General features: G+C 42.9%; 17 protein-coding genes. 3 read left to right on the top strand and 14 right to left on the bottom strand.

The features are described from left to right. Positions 1 to 116 precede the first annotated feature (116 nt). Complete coding sequence (locus BM090_RS06100; RefSeq protein ID WP_091509225.1) at positions 117 to 1,367, bottom strand: sensor histidine kinase; 1,251 nt, start codon at positions 1,365 to 1,367, stop codon at positions 117 to 119. 2 nt (positions 1,368 to 1,369) lie between these two features. Beyond that, positions 1,370 to 2,044, bottom strand: coding sequence for a response regulator transcription factor (locus tag BM090_RS06105; protein WP_091509229.1), 675 nt, complete (start codon positions 2,042 to 2,044; stop codon positions 1,370 to 1,372). Between the two features lie 213 nt (positions 2,045 to 2,257). Here BM090_RS06105 and hemF point away from each other — a divergent pair, with 213 nt between their 5' ends. Further along, positions 2,258 to 3,151 (top strand): oxygen-dependent coproporphyrinogen oxidase, encoded by an 894-nt coding sequence (gene hemF, locus BM090_RS06110; RefSeq protein WP_091509233.1) that lies wholly within the window; start codon positions 2,258 to 2,260, stop codon positions 3,149 to 3,151. A 73-nt stretch (positions 3,152 to 3,224) separates the two neighbouring features. Here hemF and BM090_RS06115 read toward each other — a convergent pair whose 3' ends face one another. The 10 genes from BM090_RS06115 to BM090_RS06160 form a co-directional block, all read right to left on the bottom strand. After that, a complete protein-coding gene (locus BM090_RS06115) occupies positions 3,225 to 3,467 on the bottom strand; it encodes a hypothetical protein (protein WP_091509236.1) in 243 nt (80 codons plus the stop codon). 135 nt (positions 3,468 to 3,602) lie between these two features. Beyond that, positions 3,603 to 4,115 carry a L,D-transpeptidase family protein gene (locus BM090_RS06120; RefSeq protein ID WP_091509239.1) on the bottom strand — a complete coding sequence of 171 codons (513 nt, stop codon included), beginning with the start codon at positions 4,113 to 4,115 and terminating at the stop codon, positions 3,603 to 3,605. Between the two features lie 6 nt (positions 4,116 to 4,121). After that, positions 4,122 to 4,757: a nitroreductase family protein gene (locus tag BM090_RS06125; RefSeq protein ID WP_091509242.1), complete on the bottom strand. Its 636-nt coding sequence runs from the start codon at positions 4,755 to 4,757 to the stop codon at positions 4,122 to 4,124. 78 nt (positions 4,758 to 4,835) lie between these two features. Further along, on the bottom strand, positions 4,836 to 5,822 hold the full coding sequence (locus BM090_RS06130) for a polyprenyl synthetase family protein (RefSeq protein WP_091509245.1): 987 nt from the start codon (positions 5,820 to 5,822) through the stop codon (positions 4,836 to 4,838). 105 nt (positions 5,823 to 5,927) lie between these two features. After that, complete coding sequence (gene frr / locus BM090_RS06135) at positions 5,928 to 6,488, bottom strand: ribosome recycling factor (RefSeq protein WP_091509247.1); 561 nt, start codon at positions 6,486 to 6,488, stop codon at positions 5,928 to 5,930. A gap of 110 nt (positions 6,489 to 6,598) precedes the next feature. After that, the gene (locus tag BM090_RS06140) at positions 6,599 to 7,243 is read right to left on the bottom strand and encodes a DedA family protein (protein WP_091509251.1); all 645 of its coding nucleotides are present in this window, start codon (positions 7,241 to 7,243) and stop codon (positions 6,599 to 6,601) included. Between the two features lie 170 nt (positions 7,244 to 7,413). After that, positions 7,414 to 9,546 (bottom strand): M43 family zinc metalloprotease, encoded by a 2,133-nt coding sequence (locus tag BM090_RS06145; protein WP_091509254.1) that lies wholly within the window; start codon positions 9,544 to 9,546, stop codon positions 7,414 to 7,416. Between the two features lie 303 nt (positions 9,547 to 9,849). Next, positions 9,850 to 10,959 carry an ATP-grasp domain-containing protein gene (locus BM090_RS06150; protein WP_091509258.1) on the bottom strand — a complete coding sequence of 370 codons (1,110 nt, stop codon included), beginning with the start codon at positions 10,957 to 10,959 and terminating at the stop codon, positions 9,850 to 9,852. A 263-nt stretch (positions 10,960 to 11,222) separates the two neighbouring features. After that, positions 11,223 to 12,407 (bottom strand): phosphoglycerate kinase, encoded by a 1,185-nt coding sequence (locus BM090_RS06155; protein WP_091509261.1) that lies wholly within the window; start codon positions 12,405 to 12,407, stop codon positions 11,223 to 11,225. A 60-nt stretch (positions 12,408 to 12,467) separates the two neighbouring features. Then, complete coding sequence (locus BM090_RS06160; protein WP_143083888.1) at positions 12,468 to 12,857, bottom strand: LemA family protein; 390 nt, start codon at positions 12,855 to 12,857, stop codon at positions 12,468 to 12,470. Between the two features lie 495 nt (positions 12,858 to 13,352). Here BM090_RS06160 and BM090_RS06165 point away from each other — a divergent pair, with 495 nt between their 5' ends. Then, positions 13,353 to 14,114, top strand: a complete 762-nt coding sequence (locus tag BM090_RS06165) for an ABC transporter ATP-binding protein (protein ID WP_091509268.1) — start codon at positions 13,353 to 13,355, stop codon at positions 14,112 to 14,114. A 24-nt stretch (positions 14,115 to 14,138) separates the two neighbouring features. Further along, positions 14,139 to 15,170, top strand: coding sequence for a helix-turn-helix transcriptional regulator (locus tag BM090_RS06170; RefSeq protein ID WP_091509272.1), 1,032 nt, complete (start codon positions 14,139 to 14,141; stop codon positions 15,168 to 15,170). 505 nt (positions 15,171 to 15,675) lie between these two features. Here the strand turns inward: BM090_RS06170 and BM090_RS06175 are convergent. Continuing rightward, positions 15,676 to 16,941, bottom strand: coding sequence for an RES domain-containing protein (locus tag BM090_RS06175; RefSeq protein ID WP_091509276.1), 1,266 nt, complete (start codon positions 16,939 to 16,941; stop codon positions 15,676 to 15,678). Positions 16,942 to 17,043: 102 nt separating this feature from the next. Then, positions 17,044 to 19,809 carry a leucine--tRNA ligase gene (gene leuS, locus BM090_RS06180; RefSeq protein ID WP_091509280.1) on the bottom strand — a complete coding sequence of 922 codons (2,766 nt, stop codon included), beginning with the start codon at positions 19,807 to 19,809 and terminating at the stop codon, positions 17,044 to 17,046.

Genomic DNA, 19,809 nt, shown 5'->3' on the forward strand with positions numbered 1-19,809 from the left:
TTTGAGGTACTTATTTTATGCAAACTAAAAAATGAATTTTGAAGAAACTTTGAAGAAACTTTGAACTGAATTTGAAATTTCAAACGATTGCACAAACCGCCTCCAAAAACACATTGTTATTGTAGTTTTATGCGGATTGTGTGCCAAGAATCGGCGTATTGATAGCTAATTTCTTGCCCATAGATTTCTGTTATTTTCCTGACGATGGCAAGGCCAATGCCCACCGATTTCACGTTGTTGTTACCTTTCCGAAAACGCCCGAAAAGGTCTTCGGTCGGCAGCAACGGCGCATCGCCCGTGTTGCGAATCAGTAGCAATTGGGGCAACAGTTTTACTTCTATCGTGCCGCCGTCTTGGTTGTGTTTGAGGGCATTAGAAAAAAGATTATTCAACAAAATGCGATACAATTCGGCACTACAAGCCACCGACACGCCGTCGGTGATTTGCGCCTGAATACGAATTTCGCGCATTTCGGCCAACTCCTCAAACGCACTAATCGTTTCGTGTACCAAGCCCGACAAATCCAGTGATTCGGTGCGCGAGTACTCATAATTTTCGAGTTTGGCCAACAACACCAAGCCTTCATTTATTTTGGAAAGCCGTTGCAACTGCTCGTTGATGGACGTAATTTTGAGCAATTGTTCTTCCGTCAGGTCGGTTTGCATGAGCAATTCTAATTTGCTTTTTATCACCGCAATCGGCGTTTGTAGCTCGTGCGAGGCATTTTCCGAAAACTCCTTGAGCACTTTGTATTCCTTTTTGGCTTTTTCGGCCATCGTGGCCAAAAACCGCTGTAACTCGTCAAACTCGTGCGTACTGGTTTGTTCCAAACGGATTTTTTCTTCTTTGTGTACGGCAAAATTGCGCATCGCTTGCAAAGTGCTATAAAACGGCGCGAGAATATAGCCCGAAAGAATTTCGCTGGAAATAATTACAATGGCCAACAAAAAAATAAACGTCCAAGCAAACACCAACAAAATCCCTTCCCAATAAATCGTATATGGACTGATAATGAACGTGTTGGACGTAACAAGTGCATACCGCGAGCCGATGGCGTGCAGCGTGGTTACGGCAATGTTTTGGGTGCTATCTTGCAATTGCGGATTCCAACGCAGCCTTTTTTTGACAATTTCTTTCGGCCAATTGGCGGGCTGTTTGTCCAAAAACTGATGCGAAACATTTGGCTGCACGAAAGGCTTTTGCGCCGCCAAATCTGCCGCTACTTTGGCGTTGAGCTTGCGAAGTTTGCCGATGGCTGTTTGCATGGTGCTGCGCTCTAAGGCCACATATTCGATGGAAAAACCAACCACCAAAATCACCAAAGAAATCACCGCGTAAGCAACCGTATATTTGTAGTTGAGGCGCATGACTAAGAACTCATTTTATAACCCAGTCCGTAAATGGTTTTGATATAATCTTCGCCGCCTGCGTCGGTGATTTTCTTGCGCAAATTTTTTACGTGCTGATACACAAAATCAAAATTGTCGAGATTGTCGGTATAGTCGCCCCACAGGTGCGAGGCGATGGCCTGCCGCGACAACACCCGATTCAGGTTGTTAAGAAAATAAATAAGCAAATTCACTTCCTTGCGCGTGAGCACGAGCAGCACTTCTTTTACGCGCACTTCCAACGAAAGCGTATCCACCACTATTTCGTTAAACTCAATCAGGCGCGAGGCGCGTTTGGCCGTGCGGCGTGTTACGGCTTTGATACGCGAATACAATTCGGGCAACGGAAACGGCTTGGTGATGTAGTCGTCTGCGCCTTCGTCCAAGCCCAACAGTTTGAAATCCAGTGAGTTTTTGGCCGAAATGATAATTACGTTACAGTCGTAGCCTTCTTTTTTGATGAGTTTGAGCAACTGAATCCCGTTGCCGTCGGGGAGCATAATGTCGAGAATAACACAATCGTAACTGTACAACATGAGTTTTTCGCGAGCTTGGTCAAAGCTCATGGCGCGTTCGCAAATGTTGTTTTCGTGTGTGAGATAATCACACATACTTTCCAGCAATTCTTGGTTGTCTTCGACCAGCAATAGTTTCATTTTGTGTGGTAAAATTTGGTGGATAATGCCTCATTTTGAAGCGAAAACAACAATATTAACACATATTCCCACCAAAAAAAATCTGATTGTGCATTTTATCTGTGGCCGAATCTGCAGGTATTGGCCGAGCGTAGCGGCGGTTTATGGCTGTTTTTTCTACCTTTGGGCAAATATTTTTGATTTAAGAAATAACATTCAATCCCTTTTGATAAAATGACCAAAGAACAAATTGCCGATTGGTTTGCAGACCTACAAAGCCGTATTTGTGCCGCCATTGAGCAGGCCGACGGAAGCGGAAAATTTGAAGCGGAACACTGGCAGCGCGAAGGCGGCGGCGGCGGAAGGTCGCGCGTACTACAAAACGGAACTGTTCTGGAAAAAGCAGGCGTAGGTTTTTCGGCGGTGCATGGCACTTTGCCCGAAAATATCCAAAACGCGTTGCGTGTCTCGGACAATCGTTTTTTTGCCACGGGCGTTTCCATCGTGATGCACCCGCGCAGTCCGTTTGTTCCGATTATTCACAAAAATGTGCGTTATTTTGAACTACAAGACGGCACTTGTTGGTTCGGTGGCGGCATTGACCTTACGCCGCACTACATCAACGACGAGGACGCGCGTTATTTTCATAGCCAACTCAAAGCCGTTTGCGACCGCCACGACGAAAACTATTATTTAAACTTCAAAACGTGGGCAGACGAATATTTTTTCATTAAGCACCGCAACGAAACGCGCGGCATCGGGGGCATTTTCTTCGACCGCCTCACCCCTACTTCCACACATTCCAAAGAACAACTTTGGGCGTTTGTGCAAGATGTCGGCAACACGTTCGCGCCTGTGTATTCGCATCTTATCCAAAAAAATAAAGATTTGCCGTACACGGAAGCGCACAAACATTGGCAAGGCGTGCGTAGGTCGCGGTACGTGGAGTTTAATTTGGTCTATGACAAAGGCACAAAATTTGGCCTCGACACCAATGGCCGCACCGAGTCGATACTAATGAGTATGCCGCCACAAGCCATTTGGCCTTACGATTATCATCCTGCCCCACACAGCCCCGAAGCCGAAACCCTCGCCAAGTTGGTAAAAGGCATTCATTGGGCGGAATAAAGATTTTATCACACGCCCCATAAAATAAGCTTATGGGGCGTGTGATAAACAAGCACTAAAGAAGAGCTTTGCATTACATTTTCTTGCAAGCTGCCGTACAATTATGTTCTTTTTCTCCATGCACATAAACACAATGCCCCTCATCGTGGCAGGCCTGCGTGCAAACGTGAGATTTTTCTTGTGTTTTAACAGGCATTTTAGCCGTTTTAACTTTCATTTTTTTAGATTTAGTTTGTTGCTTTGGGGTTTCATTTTGAGCAAAAGCACCAATACAAATACTTGCGACAAGGGCCATAGACCACATTACATTTTTCATGGTAAAATCGTTTTAATGTGAAATAAACTATTTTACTATTTAGTCGCAGTTACACGCCAATCCTGACATTTTTTTTTCAATAAAACGAAAAAAGCCCGCAATCCGAACTTCGAGCTTTTTGGGGGCTAAATAATGTTATGGTTTTATTCGGATAGGAGTTCCGACGCGTACAGACTCGTATAACTCGTCCATTTCGGCATCCGTAACGGCAATACAACCATTCGTCCAATTATACCAACGCTGAAATTTCCCCACAAAACCCAATCCATTCCGAAGGCCATGTATTTTTACCTGCCCTCCTGCCCTTTTATTTTGTTTGCGGGCATTTTTGGTGTCGGCTTTATTGGGATAAGAAATTCCTAAATTTTTGTGATAACCACTTTTAGGGTTTTTGTCATTGATAAAATACAACCCTTCTGGCGTGCGTTCGTCTCCTTCAAACGTCTTTTTTCCGACAGGATTTGCACCAAACGATACAATATACGTCTTCATTGGCTGCTGGCCAGCAAAAACAAGCAGCTTATGCTGGGATTTATAAACAACCAAACTATCTACGGAAGCGGTTTTAGGCAACTTTTTTTCGGGATAGAAATAATAACCGCTAAGGCCTACAAGCAAGACAACTACAAGCACCGTACTTAATTTCATGAGCCATTATTTTATTTCTTTTACCATCATGGCTGCGCTTTTGCGAATTTTCTTTTGCGTGCTACGCCAGTCTTTGGCCTCATCGCGGTAGCCCAACGGCAGCAGCAACACACTGCGCAAACGCTGCTGGTCAAAGCCCAATAGCGAGTCTAAAGCCTGCGCATCAAACCCTTCCATCGGCGTTGCATCTACTTTTTCGATGGCAGCGGCAGCAATACACAATCCCAAAGCGAGATAAGCCTGCTTTGCCGTATGATGATAATTTTCGTCGGCGGGCTGATTCGGATACGAATTGAGCATCGCGTTACGATATTTTTGCAAATTATCCGAGTCGCCCCCCAATTCCGTCACGGCCACATCGAAAGCCTCGTGTATGCGTTCGGGTGTATAAGTGTCCCACACGGCGAATACGAGCAAGTGCGAACAAGCCACAATCGGCTGTTGTCGGTAGGCAATCGGAAATATTTTTTCTTTTAACTCTTTATTGCTAATTATCAGAATTTCAAAAGGTTGTAAACCATTAGAGGTTGGGGCAAGCCGAGCCGCTTCCACGATGTTGTGTATTTTTTCGTCGGGAACAACCTCGCCATTCATAAATTTTGGCGCGTACCGCCACCACAAATCACTGATGAAAGAAGACATAATTTATTGTATAGGTTAGAGGTATAATGAAGTTAATATCACTTCTATGCTATTAACTTTATTACTCCCCAAACAGTTCTATTTTTCGCGCCCCATGAGCCACTGTACAAAATCCAGAAGTTCTTGTTTAGCCACATCAGCTACTTGCACTTGCGCCAAAGCCGCAAAGCCTGCATCAAAGTAAAATTGGATTTTTTCTTGCGTTTTTTCTTTGATATTCAATTGATTATAAATATCTGTAACGGCTGCCACTTTTTCGTTTTTTTCAAAATTTTGTAGCGTAAGCCAATGTGTAAGCGTTTGTTTTTGTGTCGGGTCGGCAGTGTTTAGAGCCTCCAGCAACAAAAATGTTTTTTTGTTGGCCACGATGTCGCCACCCACAAATTTCCCGAATTTGGCACTGTCGCCGTACACATCCAGCAAATCATCGGTAAGTTGAAACCCAATGCCTATGAGCGTGCCAAACTCACGCATACGGATTTGGTCTTGTTCGCTTGCGCCAGCCGCCAACGCGCCCAGTTCCAAACTAAAACCCAACAAAACCGCCGTTTTCAGGCGTATCATTTCGATGTATTCGGCTTGCGAAACACTGGCTTTGTGTTCAAAATTCATGTCCAGTTGTTGGCCTTCGCACACTTCGGCAGCACATTTACTAAACAGTGTAAGGGCTTTATGTAGCTGATTGGCAGGCAAATGCAACATCATTTCGTAGGCTTTGACCAGCATCACATCACCCGACAGAATGGCTACATTTGTATTCCAATGTTCGTGTACGGTAGCTTTGCCGCGTCGCAATGGCGCGTTGTCCATGATGTCGTCGTGCATCAGCGTAAAATTATGAAACACTTCTACGGCCATCGCGGGCATTAGCACGGTTTTATAATCTTTTTCCCAAAGTCTGTACGAAAGCAATGTGAGCAACGGACGCAGGCGTTTGCCGCCCAAATTCATCAAATAACGAATCGGTTCGTAAAGTTCGGGTGGATTTTGGCCGTATTCCAGCCCCTGAAAAGATTGCTCGAGTTGGTCTAATAGCGGTTGAAACGAAAGTTTTGGTGTTGTCATGGCGCAAATATGGGATTATAACAAAACAACAGCTTTACCGTCGGGAATGTTCGTACTCGGCGATAAAGCTGTTGCAGCAATATTTTTTATTAAAAAAAACAACTATTAAACGGTCATGATTTCGGCTTCTTTGGCCGCTACCAATTGATCCACTTTGGTAATGTAGTTGTCGGTAAGCGTTTGCGTTTTTTCTTCTGCATTTTTCACGTCGTCTTCCGAAGCACCTTCTTTCAACAACTTACGCAAAGATTCGTTGATTTCTTTACGCACGTTGCGCACGCGCACTTTGCCCGCTTCAGCTTCCACTTTCACTTGTTTCACCAAGTCGCGGCGACGCTCTTCGGTCATTGGCGGAATGCTCAAACGCACGATTTCGCCGTCGTTTTGTGGGTTTAGGCCCAAGTCGCTATTTTTAATAGCTTTTTCTATTTCAGTGATAAGTTTTTTCTCAAATGGCTTAATGGCGATGGTACGCGCATCAGGCGTAGTGATGCTCGAAGCCTGCGAAAGCGGAGTAGGAACGCCGTAATAGTCCACTGTCAGGCCATCAAGCATAGCAGGCGAGGCTTTGCCCGCACGAATTTTATTAAACTCTACAGCCGTATGTTTCAGAGACTTTTCCATCATCTCTTTGGCTTCATCTAAATAAAACTTAATTTCTTCCATTGTCTTATTATTGTAAATAAATTCTGTTGGTGCAAACTGTGCGCACGCTGCAAAGCACGCGCCGCAATTGGGTTGCGAAAATATCGTAATTTCGGCAAAAGCCCAAACGTTTATTTGCTATATTTTTGTTTGATAAACTGCACGATAGGCGGCATAACCGACACTACCACAATGCCTAAGGCAATAAAAGTAACATTGTTTTTAATCCATTCTACCGAACCCAAAAAGTAGCCGCCAAGCAAAAACAAAGCCACCCACACGAAACCGCCAATCACATTAAACGATAAGAATTTGCCATAATTCATTTCGCTAATGCCCGCCACAAACGGCGCGAAGGTGCGCACAATCGGCACAAAACGCGCGTAAATAATGGTTTTTCCGCCGTGTTTTTCGTAAAAAGCGTGCGTTTGCTCCACGTATTCTTTTTTGATAAAACGATAATTTCGGGAAAGAATCGTGTTGCCGAGCGTTTTGCCAACGATATAGTTAAGTGTGTCGCCCAAGAAAGCCGCCACAAACAAAAGGCCAATTAAAGCCCAGATATTCAGCGGATTGCCATCGCGTGCGGCAAACATTCCCGCGACAAATAGCAGCGAATCACCTGGTAAAAATGGCATCACTACCACGCCCGTTTCCACAAAAATAATCAGAAACAAAATAAGGTACGTCCAAGTACCGTAGTCCAAAAGAATTTGGTCTAAATGTTTATCTAAGTGCAAAAAAAGGTCAATAAATTCTTTCAGAACGTCTAACATTGGAGCAATTATGCTTTAAAAATGAAAAAATCGGACAATGTGGCAAATGTAAAGTTTTTTGCGCACAGCCCAACACCTCACCGATTTTTTTACGATTTGGTAATATTTTCTCCAAAAAAAAGACTTCACCTTTCGGCAAAGTCTTTTTTGAAATATAATGACATTCAGATTTATTGTTTCACAATTTTCTGAACAATTTTTTGTCCTGCTATTTCCATTTGCAAGAAATAAACACCTTGCTTTATTTGTGTTGGCAGGTTTAGCGTATGTTCGCCCGCTTCTTGTTGACTCTCGTTTTGTTCCCAAATTTTGCGACCAAGTACATCAGAGACCATCACTTTCACCGACTCAGGGCGAGGCAATGTATAATTCAACTGAGCTGCATTATCAAAAGGATTTGGCGCAACACTCACTTGGAACGCGCGAATCGCTTCTTCCATACCCAACAATGGATTTTTGGAAATCATTACATCGTCAATGAACAAACGATTACCCGTACGGCTTGTTACTTCAAATTTAAAACGCACGTTGCTATAACTTGCATAATTACCCAAATTAACCAATTCTCTGCGCCATTGGGTAGCAGTTGGAGTAAATGTACCTGTGTAATAAGTAGTTCCAACAGTACTAAGCGGAGTTGTTACATTCGTCGCCGACTTATTATACAAAGCCGAAGACCATGTTCTGCCACAGTTGGTAGAAACATATACCTTCAGAATATCTCTGCTGGTACTGCTGATACGAGCATAAGCCACCTTAAAGCTCAAGTAAACGGGTTGAGCAACACTTGTTAAATCAAAACCCGAAGAAATAATATTACTTACGGTTTGATCAGGCAAAGAGGCGTTATCTATCATCAAAGAAGCCTCACCAGTAACCGAAGCTGCTGTAGAGCGTACAAATGACAAGCCTTCAGGCGAAGTTACAGTCCAACTTTTATGTACATTCGTTAGAAAATTAGGAAAACTGCTTTCCTCAAAACTTTCTACAGTATCTAATTGTGCTGAATAATGAGGGGTTCCATCTCCGATTGTAAGATAATCTTCTTTGGTGATAGAATCTTTACCCGCACTATTGCTTGTTACTAACATAACAGGATATACGCCAGGGGTAGAATAAATAGCAGAAATCGTTTGTCCGTACATAATTGGAGAATCTGCACCAGCCAATACCCATTTATACTTCACGCTTGCCAAAGAATCAGCCGATACGTTATAAGCAGAGCCTGTCAAAGAAAGTGGCGAACCCGAGCAAGCCGTTCTGATATTTATATTAAAATCAGGATTTGGAGCACATAGTGCCGTTACATAACCATTGTTTGTACCAGTTAATATACGGTTGCTCTGTGTCCAAAGGTTACTACGAGCACCTATAGAAGAAGCCAAGGCAGTACGCATACGCGTTACCTGTCCTTTGGTGTACATACGCTCACAAGAAGAATAATCCATGTAGTTTTCTACGTTAGCCGTCTCACCTGCATTACAACCAGCCATGGTTTTATTACAGTTTTGCCCCGCCACACCAATAGTGTTAGGGGTATCCGCTACACCGTCATCAATATTACAATTACTTGCCGAACCAGGTGTATTAGAACTGCCCCATGTATGCGCTAGGTTAAAAAAGTGCCCCGTTTCGTGAGTCAGTGTACGAGCAGCTAAATTGCTACTGCCACTAGCCCCAATACTTCCAAATTGAGATGCACGACAAACAATACCCTCATACTGAGCGGCTACCGAACCAGGATAATGCGCATAAGCACCTGCACCCGAAGCGATATTAGCGACAACCCAAATGTTCAAATAACGTGTACCCCAACTCTTAACTACATCTTTTATGGTATTGTCAGCGTTATTAGTAAGTTCTGATACTGTGCGTGTTACACCCATAGTACAGTTACCCAAAGGATCTTTTTTGGCCAAACGAAACTCTACATTCGGATTACCAATACGCGACTTAAACATCGGGTACACTTCACTGGTATCGCTATTTAATAATTGAAAATCTTCGTTAAGAATACGGATGGCATCCAACACTTGGTCGTAACTAACATTTTCTACGCCGTAGTTATGTACTACGTGCACGACCACAGGAATAACTAAGGTACTATCAGCCATATCCATTACACTAGCCTGTAAATTAGGCTGTTGTAATCGTTGGCTTTCAAGTTGTTGCAACAATAAAGGATTGGCTTCTAATAGCTTTTGCATCTCCTCGTCCGTACCGCAACGACGATACTCCTGAGCTTGCACACTACCCAAACCAATAAGGGCTAAACTGAGTAAGGTTAAAATCTTTTTTTTCATAAGACAAAAGGTAAAGTAACTGGAAATGAAATCGCAATTTCCGCAAAGTTACGGAATTATCCAGAAATTTTAGCCCTACGCTTTACTCAGTTTGGCCACTATAAACAAAATTTATTACGCCAAAAACTGCGTTTTTTTATTGCATTGTCCAGTCCAAAACAATGAAACATACAAAAATAATATATTTACAATCAGTAATTTATATTATTAAAGTCATCATACATCAAACCCTTGAACACCTACCTGTCAGGCATTTAGCTCAAGGCATTAGGCAATTGTTTCGGATGGCTTTGGCCTGAGCCTCTACACAAGGAAACGCTTATCTGATTGATAAATGAAATAACCGCTTCGGTCTGCACTACATTCGATATTACGTAGTTCCGTATCCGAAATATCAGATTCTACGATTTCTTGGTGGCTCGTGCTATTTTGCAACAATGGCAGTATTCTTTCTGTTTCTTTACATAAGAAATACACGCCCGACGATTTTTTAAACGTAGAAACAGGTTCTTCAAATGTTCCTAAAGCTACTTCTATCACTCCTCGAACAAAGTCATAACCTGTTGAGAGTTTTACCAAATCCGAGCCAATAAAATCGCCGCCCATTCGTGCGCCCACTTCAATCACAAACACTTCTCCTGATTCTGTTATTTTTAATTCCGCATGACTGGCTCCGTAATGTATATTCAAGGCAGAAAGGGACTTGTAGGTTTGTTCTTTAATTTTTTCCTGAATTTCGGGACTCAACAAACTTGGCTGATGATGCTCCAGTTCCACGAAATAAGGTTCTTTGGTTGTTACCTTGTCGGTGATGGCCAAAATATAATGTTTGCCTTTCCAAGAAATTCCTTCCACACTTACTTCCGAGCCCGAAACATATTCTTCGATAATGGCTTGTTTAGAAAATGCCTCTTTTTGCGCACGCAATACCGCTTCCGACAAATCTTCAGGATTTTCTACTTTCATTACGCCTCTACTGCCAGACCTATCCGTTGGTTTAACAATCAGCGGATAACGCAAATGGGCTGCCGAATACGCTTCGCTGGCAATAAGAAAACGAGGCGACGAAACGCCAAACTCCTCAAACCGACGGCGCATTTTATACTTATCTGTTGCCACTAAGGCATCTTCGTAACCGTTGGAAAGCAATCCCATACTTTGAGCCACAAAACAAACCGTTGGTACAGCCGCGTCGGAGGCGATAGTTGTAATGCCATCAATCTGAACTTGTTGGCAAATTTTTAAGATTTCTTCTTTGTCCAGAATAGAAATCGGATAAAAATAACTGGCATAATCTTTACACACAGCTCCCTCCGCCCACGCAAAACAATGCGTTTCAATTCCCATCTCTACCGCTTTTTTCACTAAAGGTAATTGCAAATAACTTGCACCAATGATAGCCAGCTTTTTCATAAAAAATATATGTAATAATATTAAAAACAATTAATAACTTTATCAATTATAAATATTCCCAACAAAAATAATAAATATTGCTTCTAAAAAATAAAGCAAATCTACCATAATATAAATTCATTTATAGGGGAAAATGTATATTTATTAATGAACGGCCTCGCAAACAATACTGACCAATTTATTCCAAAAATAGCCAAAGCCACAACCTTCATTTTGTAGGCTATGGCTTTGGCTAAAATATCTACAAAAGACTGTCTGTCAGCTTATTGCAATGCTGCCACACCAGGAAGTACTTTGCCTTCCATGTATTCGAGCAACGCACCGCCACCCGTCGAAACATACGACACGTCATCGCCGAAACCAAGACTGTTCACAGCCGCCGCCGAGTCGCCGCCGCCGATAAGTGAGAAACCGCCTTTTTTAGTAGCTTCCACCACCGCACGCGCTACGCTTTCCGTTCCTTTGGCGAAGTTTGGCATCTCGAACACACCCATCGGGCCGTTCCAAAGCACTGTTTTAGAATCTTTTATCACTGCCACAAACGCCTCAATTGCTTTAGGACCAATGTCTAAGCCCATGTAGCCATCAGGAATCGCGGAGTTGTCGGCCAATTGCGTATTTGCATCGTTTTTGAACGCATCAGCTACCAACGAATCCACAGGTAAAAGCAAGTTCACGCCTTTTTCTTTTGCTTTGATAATCAACTCATTAGCCAAATCCAATTTATCGGCTTCCACCAACGAGTTACCAATGTTACCGCCTTGCGCTTTGAAGAACGTGTAAGCCATGCCGCCGCCAATAATTAAGTTGTCCACGCGGTCGAGCAAACGTTCAATAATCAAGATTTTGTCCGAAATTTTCGCGCCGCCCATAATGGCCGTATAAGGTTTGGCGGCATTTTCCAACACTTTTTGCGCGTTGTCAAGCTCGGCTTGCATTACCAAACCGCAAATTTTCTCCGAAACAAATTGCGCAATAATCGCCGTAGAAGCGTGGGCACGGTGTGCCGTTCCGAAAGCGTCGTTTACATATACTTCGCCCAATGCCGCTAATTTTTGCGCAAAAGCCGCATCGCCTTTTTCTTCTTCTTTGTAGAAACGTAAGTTTTCCAAAAGCAAAATTTCGCCTGCTTTCAAGCTGGCAGCCAAGGTTGTAGCTTGCTCGCCGATGCAGTCATCCGCAAATTTCACAGGACGGCCAAAAGTCGCTTCCAAAGGTTTTACCAAATGTTTAAGCGAATATTTTTCTTCTGGACCTGTTTTCGGGCGGCCTAAGTGCGACATCAAAATAACCGAACCGCCATCGTTTAGGATTTTGGTAATCGTGGGCACAGTGGCTCTGATGCGTGTGTCGTCGGTTACTTCAAATTGAGCATTTAGTGGCACGTTGAAGTCCACGCGAATAAGGGCTTTTTTGCCTGCGAAGTTGTAATCGTTGATTGTCTTCATGTATTTTTCTTTTTGCTTTTGGTAGCAAGTAAAATAGGTAAAATATTAAAAATCAATTATTTAAGCAATTTTCTTAAACCCAAAAACCATCGCTACATAAGCCGAAGGTTTGGAGCGCACCGCCTCGTTGTAGGCTTTGAGCGCGGCTTCATATTTTTTGCGGGCTTGCACTACGCTTTGGGCTTGGGTGTCGGCCTCAGCCAATGTTTTTACATTTTGCCAAGCTTGTTCGGACACTTGCGCCTGATTCGTTTGTAATTGTTGGGCTAACGTTTGCCACTCTGGCGCGGTGTTTTGTTGGGCAGCTTGTCCCAACACCTGCAACTGTTCGCGTAAAGACTGCGCCGTGTTGCGGACGCTTTCCCGAAACTGCGATAAAGAGTAATAATTTACAATTCCCCACAAAAAAATAATCCCCAACGTTACTAAAATAATCGGCAATAATCCCATGTTTTGTTGTTTATTGATAATAATTATAAAAAAACAATTCAAATTTGGCCATACAAAAGTATAAAACAGCCCTAGTTTTACGCTATCGTTTATCTGCATAGCCAAAGGCCAAATGTAAAAAAAAGGCCACGAAGGACAATAAGAAACGTTCTTTTTATTGTGCACTTGTACACTCTTCATCCATAAATCCCCCAGCAAACTTGAACGCAGACGGCCATCTAAAGTAGTTAATATTCTTCAAAATCGCCCTCTCCCCTTTTCATCCGCTATCTGGCATTTTTGGCGCATCTATTATTCCAAACAATCACCCCAACAACCCAAAGCACGCGTTCCACACAATACTTACGCACCGATATATTTTAAAATTCGCCGTTTATCATTTATCTTTAGCATCACACACCCTTTTTCCCGAATTTTCCTTAACAATTTGGCCGTAAGGCTGGTTTTATTTCGGAAATCATCAAAAAAATATAGAGTCAAAACTTCGTTTGGAGTATGTCAGCAGAAAACAAAGTAATTATTCAGACCGAAAATATAGGCCGTCGCTACGTGATGGGGCATGAAGTAATCGAAGCCCTCAAAAGCGTAACCATCAGCATACGCCAAGGTGAATATGTGGCATTTATGGGGCCATCGGGTTCGGGTAAATCTACGCTCATGAACATCATTGGGGCCTTGGATACGCCATCGTCGGGGCGTTATGTACTCAACGGAAAAGACGTGTCCAATATGGGCGAAGACGAACTGGCCGAAATTCGTAACAAAGAAATTGGCTTTGTGTTTCAGACATTTAACCTTTTGCCGCGTTCGTCGGCACTGGACAACGTAGCCTTACCGCTTATTTATGCGGGTTACAGCAAATCCGAACGTACCGAAATGGCCATGAATGCTTTGCGCGGCGTGGGTTTGGAAAATCGCGCCAGCCACAAACCCAACGAACTCTCAGGCGGGCAACGCCAACGCGTGGCTATTGCCAGAGCTTTGGTAAACAATCCGAGTATCATTTTGGCCGACGAACCAACGGGTAACTTGGATTCCAAGACTTCTTACGACATCATGGACTTGTTCGAGGAGCTGCACAAAAAAGGCAATACCATCATCATGGTAACGCACGAAGAAGACATAGCCCACTACGCACACCGCATCGTGCGCTTGCGTGATGGCTTGGTAGAAAGCGACAAAATCAACGAAAACGTAACCAACGCACGTTTGGCCGCAGAGCAAGCCGCCGCCGCCAAAGCCGCTGTTGTTGTTTAATGTTATTTTCAATCAAAAAATAAAATGCCTGCCAACAAACTTGCCCTGATTCGCTACCAAGCCATTGACCAATGTCTGCAAAACAGATACAAAAAATGGACTTTGGACGACTTGGTGCAGGCTTGTTCGGAGGCAGTTTATGAGTACGAAGGCATACGCGGCGGCGTGAGCAAACGCACCGTGCAACTCGATATTCAGAATATGCGTAGTTCCAAATTTGGCTACGAAGCTCCCATTATTGTACTCGACAAAAAATATTATACCTACGAAAATCCGCAATACAGCATCCGCAACGTACCCGTTTCCAAGCACGATTTGCAGATACTTTCCGAAGCGGTTGGGCTGCTCAAGCAGTTCAAAAACTTTGGGTATTATGAGGATTTGGGCAATTTGGTGAGCAAACTCGAAGCCAAAATCAGCAAGAAACAAAACGAAGGCCGTAGTTTTATTGACCTCGAAAAAAACGAGCAAGTGAAGGGCTTGCAATGGCTCGACGTGTTGCATAAAGCCATTCTCCAACAAAGCGTTTTGCAGGTTGATTACAAGTCATTTAAGGCCAGAAATACCGAAAATCTGAACTTTTCGCCGTATCTGCTCAAAGAATACCGAAACCGTTGGTTTTTGTTGGGTAGCACAAGCAAAAATGCGGTGCGTTTGTTGGCTCTGGACAGGATTCAGGACGTAAAAGAAATGCCTGCCGCGACCTATATCGCCCCGACCAAACTCGACGTACAAACTTTTTTTGATGACGTAATCGGCGTAACCAAAGCCGTTGGCCAACAGCCCATACTCATTACGCTTTGGGCAGATGCTGCCAGCACGCCGTATTTGCTTACCAAGCCGCTACACAGCAGCCAACAAGTAACAACGACCAACCCCGACGGCTCTGTCCAGTTGCAAATCAGGGTAGTTTGGAACTTTGAATTAGAACGCGAAATCTTGGGTTTTGGGGAAACCATGCGCGTGATTTCGCCGCCGCTTTTGGCCAAGAAAATCCGAAAACGCACACAGCAAATGTTGCAACAGTACCTACAAGAAAACGAACCCAAACATTAGCCATAAAAAAAACCATTGCTTACAAAAACAATGGCTTTTTTAATAGATTAATGTATGGAAAAGTAATTTCATAAAATTCAGGGTGAATTTGGAAGGTTTAAAAAGTATCTGGATAATTATTTAGGCAATAATAGCCTTCTTTTTTTACAAAATCAAGCATCAAAAAAATAACATTTCTAAAAAATATAACATAGTTTATTCTGATTTGCTTTTTCAGAATCCGAAAAAAGCCTTCTTGCTATCTTTCCCGACAACAAGAAGGCTTCGTATTTGTTTTTCCTCAAAAAAAGCAAATTACATTACCACATTCACGCGTTTTTGCGGCACAACAATCACTTTTTTGGGTGCTTTGCCTTCCAACCATTTTTGTACGGCTTCGTTGGCCAACACTTCGGCGGCTGTAACTTACGAAGCAGCAGAATCAGAAGGTTTGTTTAAAGCGATGTAACCAATATTTTTCCTATGCCCAGAAAGTTGATAGAAATTTTCGGGGCGTTTTTTGTTACTATGATTTAGTTACGATAAAACTCCAATTACCCAAAGATTTAGCAGTAGCAAAATATGGGGATTTAGGATATTTCTTGTAAATGCTCGAAAATTTAATAAGATTGGCTAGTGAATCAATTGGCATTCGAGAAACAATGCTTTTTTCTTTCAAAATTTTCTCTATTTTCCCAAAAGAGGAATTAATATAAGAACTCCAACGACCTTTGGTAAGCATAATTTTTTTTGACTTTTCCTCCCTTGTAAGAGCTTTACCTAACGTTGCTGTTGAAGAATTATTCAACAATTCTTCACGTTTTAAATTTATTGGCTCTGTCAAATTAAAAATATCGCTTACTTTTTCGCAATAGCCTTTGTTTTTGATTTTTCTGGCAGGAAATACATAATTGTATGCTGACACATTTTTTAATTTTGAGTAATCTACTTTGGTAGATGGATACCTGATTCCGTCTATATATTCATCTTCAGCTATATATTGGGTCAGTAGCTGAGGAATGATATATTCTGGTTTAAAAGGTTTTTCGTGATGCTTTGTTCTGACAGAACAAGCAATCATTAAAGGAAATGTAGCAAGGGAACGAATTACTAGAACATAGATTTTACTACCACGATTGAGTGCCTCTAATATTTCTTGTACTCGGTCTATAGATAAAACACAATAATCGCCGCCTTTATTAAGTTTGAAAGAAGAAAACCATAATTTCTTTAACGAATATTCATTAAATTCTTTCCAGCAAACAAAAGTAGAACTACCCAAGTATAGGGCAGGAAAACCAGGAATACTATATCTTGTCGTGCCAATAAGATGCCTATTTTCAAAACCTATATGAAATAAGTCTGTTTTGGTAAATAATTTATTTTCGTCTTTCCTTGTGCGATATAATGGTGATTCTATTCCACTAAACATAGAATATTTTCTGCCAAACAATTCTTTTATTTTCGTTACTTTAAGAGTCCTTTTGAATTTTTGATAAGAGGCTGCGGGTTTTCCTTCATAATAGAGAGTTAAAACCTTTTTTAACCCATTAATTAGCGTTTTAATACGACCATTAAAGTCATCAATATTTGAAAAAGATAAATTACTTTGACTGTTATTCAATTCTATACAAGATTTTACAATGCTTTGTTGTTCTTCTTTCTTTATAAAATTGTAATAGTCATCTAATTTATTAAACAAGAAATCTTTAAATTCCAGAGTTGTGTTATTTTCCATTGGAATTTCAAAGGACTGTTGCATTTCTACTAAAAGGCTCTTTAAGTTACTCATTTTTATATATGTTTTTATACTGATAAATATACAAAATTACATTATAAATTCCCTCAAAAAAAACGGCTTCACTCTGAAAGCGAAGCCGTCCATTCATTCAAATTACATTACCACATTCACGAGTTTTTGCGGCACGACAATCACTTTTTTGGGTGCTTTGCCTTCCAACCATTTTTGTACGGCTTCGTTGGCCAACACTTCGGCTTCTATCTCGCTGGCGGGCTTGTTGGCCTCAAACGAGATTTTAGCACGTACTTTGCCGTTGATAGAAATGGCGTATTCAAAGCTATTTTCCACCAAATGCGCCTCATTCCAAGCAGGGAACGGCACCGCCGAAATACTTTCCGTGTGGCCTAACGCGCTCCAAAGTTGTTCGGTAATGTGCGGCGCGTAAGGCGCGAGTATCACCAACAAATCTTCCAAAATGGCGCGTTTGTAGCATTTGAGCGTAGTCAGTTCGTTTACACAAACCATGAATTGGCTCACGGACGTATTGAACGAAAAACGCTCGATGTCTTCTTCCACTTTCTTGATGGTCTTGTGAATCGTTTTGAGTTCGGCAGGCGTGGCCGCCGCGTCGGTTACTTGCAAAACGCCTTGGTCGTTGTAGAACAAACGCCACAAACGTTTCAGGAATTTATGCACGCCTTCGATGCCGTTGGTGTTCCATGGTTTGAACTGCTCCAAAGGCCCCAAAAACATTTCGTACATACGCAACGTGTCCGCGCCGTATTCGGCAATAATGTCGTCAGGATTTACTACATTGTATTTCGACTTCGACATTTTTTCTACTTCCCAACCGCAAACGTATTTGCCATCTTCCAAAACAAATTCGGCGGTGGCGTAGTCGGGCAACCAGTTTTTAAAACGCTCTACATCAAGCACATCATTTTTAACAATGTTCACGTCCACGTGCAAAGGCGTAACGTCGTAGTCATTTTTGAGGCCAAGCGAAACAAACGTGTTCGTGTTTTTGATACGATACACGAAGTTAGAACGTCCTTGAATCATGCCTTGATTGATGAGCTTTTGGAAAGGTTCTTCTTTGCTCACCAAGCCCAAATCGAACAAGAATTTTGCCCAAAAACGCGCGTAAAGCAAATGGCCTGTGGCGTGTTCCGAACCGCCAATGTACAAATCTACGGCTTGCCAATATTGTTCGGCTTTTTCGCCCACAAAACGCTCGGCGTTGTTTGCGTCCATGTAGCGGTAAAAATACCAGCTACTACCCGCCCAACCTGGCATCGTGCTAAGTTCGTACTCGTATTGGTTTTGGTATTTCCAACCTTCGGCGCGGCCTAATGGCGGTTCGCCCGTTTCGGTGGGTTTGTATTCGTCAATTTCGGGCAAAATAAGCGGCAATTCGCTTTCTTGGATAAGATACGGCATCTCATCTTTGAAGTAAACGGGTACGGGTTCGCCCCAATAGCGTTGGCGGCCAAAAATGGCATCGCGCATACGGTAGTTTACTTTGCGTTGGCCAAATCCGCCTGCTTCCGCGTGATTTAAGGCTTTTTCGATGGCTTCCGCCGTGTCAAGGCCATTCAAAAAGCCCGAATTTATCATGCGACCGTATTTAATTTCGGTCGGAATTTCTAAGGCTTCCGTTCCTTCTATCACAGGAATAATCGGCAAGCCGAAATGTTGTGCAAAACGGAAATCGCGGTCGTCCGACGAAGGCACAGCCATTACAACGCCCGTTCCGTAACCCGCCAACACGTAATCGGCAATCCAAAGCGGCACTTGCTCGCCCGTAAACGGATTAATCACATAACTTCCCGTAAACACACCCGAAACGGTTTTCACGTCGGCCATGCGGTCGCGTTCTGAGCGGTTTTTGGCTTTTTCCACGTAAGCGGCAACGGCTTCGGCTTGTTGCGGCGTAGTGAGTTGGCCAATAAGTTCGTGTTCGGGAGCAATAGACAAATACGTTACGCCAAAAATAGTGTCTATGCGCGTAGTGAAAACGGTCAAGCTCAAATCTTGACCTTCTACTTTAAAGTTAAGTTCCGCACCGATAGATTTGCCTATCCAGTTGCGTTGCATTTCTTTTACGGGTTCTGGCCAGTCTATCGTGTCCAACCCCTGAAGCAATCTTTCGGCGTAAGCCGTAATACGCAAACTCCACTGTTTCATTAGTTTACGTTCTACGGGGTGGCCGCCGCGCTCCGAGTAGCCGTCTTTTACTTCGTCGTTGGCAAGCACTGTGCCTAAAGCCGCGCACCAGTTTACGGTCGTTTCGGACAAGAAAGCCAAACGGTATTTTAGCAAAATGCTTTGTTGTTCTTTTTCGGAGAAATTAGCCCACTCGCTGGCCGAAAACGCGGTTACGTCTTCGTCGTGTTCGGCGTTTACGGTGGTGTTGCCTTCTTTTTCAAAAATGCTTACCAATTCGCTGATTTGGCGTGCTTTCGTGGCGTTTTTGTCGTACCAAGCCTCAAACAAACGCATGAAAATCCATTGCGTCCAGCGATAATAATCGGGCGTACAAGTGCGGATTTCGCGACTCCAATCAAACGAAAAACCAATCTGACGGAGTTGTTTTTTATAAGTATCAATATTTTTTTCGGTCGTAACGGCAGGGTGTTGGCCAGTTTGGATGGCGTACTGTTCGGCAGGCAACCCGAAAGCGTCAAAGCCCATCGGGTGCAACACATTAAAACCTTTCAGGCGTTTGTAGCGGCTCACGATGTCGGAAGCGATATAGCCCAGTGGGTGGCCTACGTGCAGCCCCGCACCCGACGGATACGGAAACATATCTAAGGCGTAATACTTGGGTTTGCCCGATTGGTTTTCGGCCTTAAAAGTTTGGTTTTCTTCCCAAAACTTTTGCCAACTCTTTTCGATTTCTCTAAAGTTATATTCCAT

The organism is Flexibacter flexilis DSM 6793 (assembly GCF_900112255.1).
In the GTDB taxonomy this organism is placed as follows: domain Bacteria; phylum Bacteroidota; class Bacteroidia; order Cytophagales; family Flexibacteraceae; genus Flexibacter; species Flexibacter flexilis.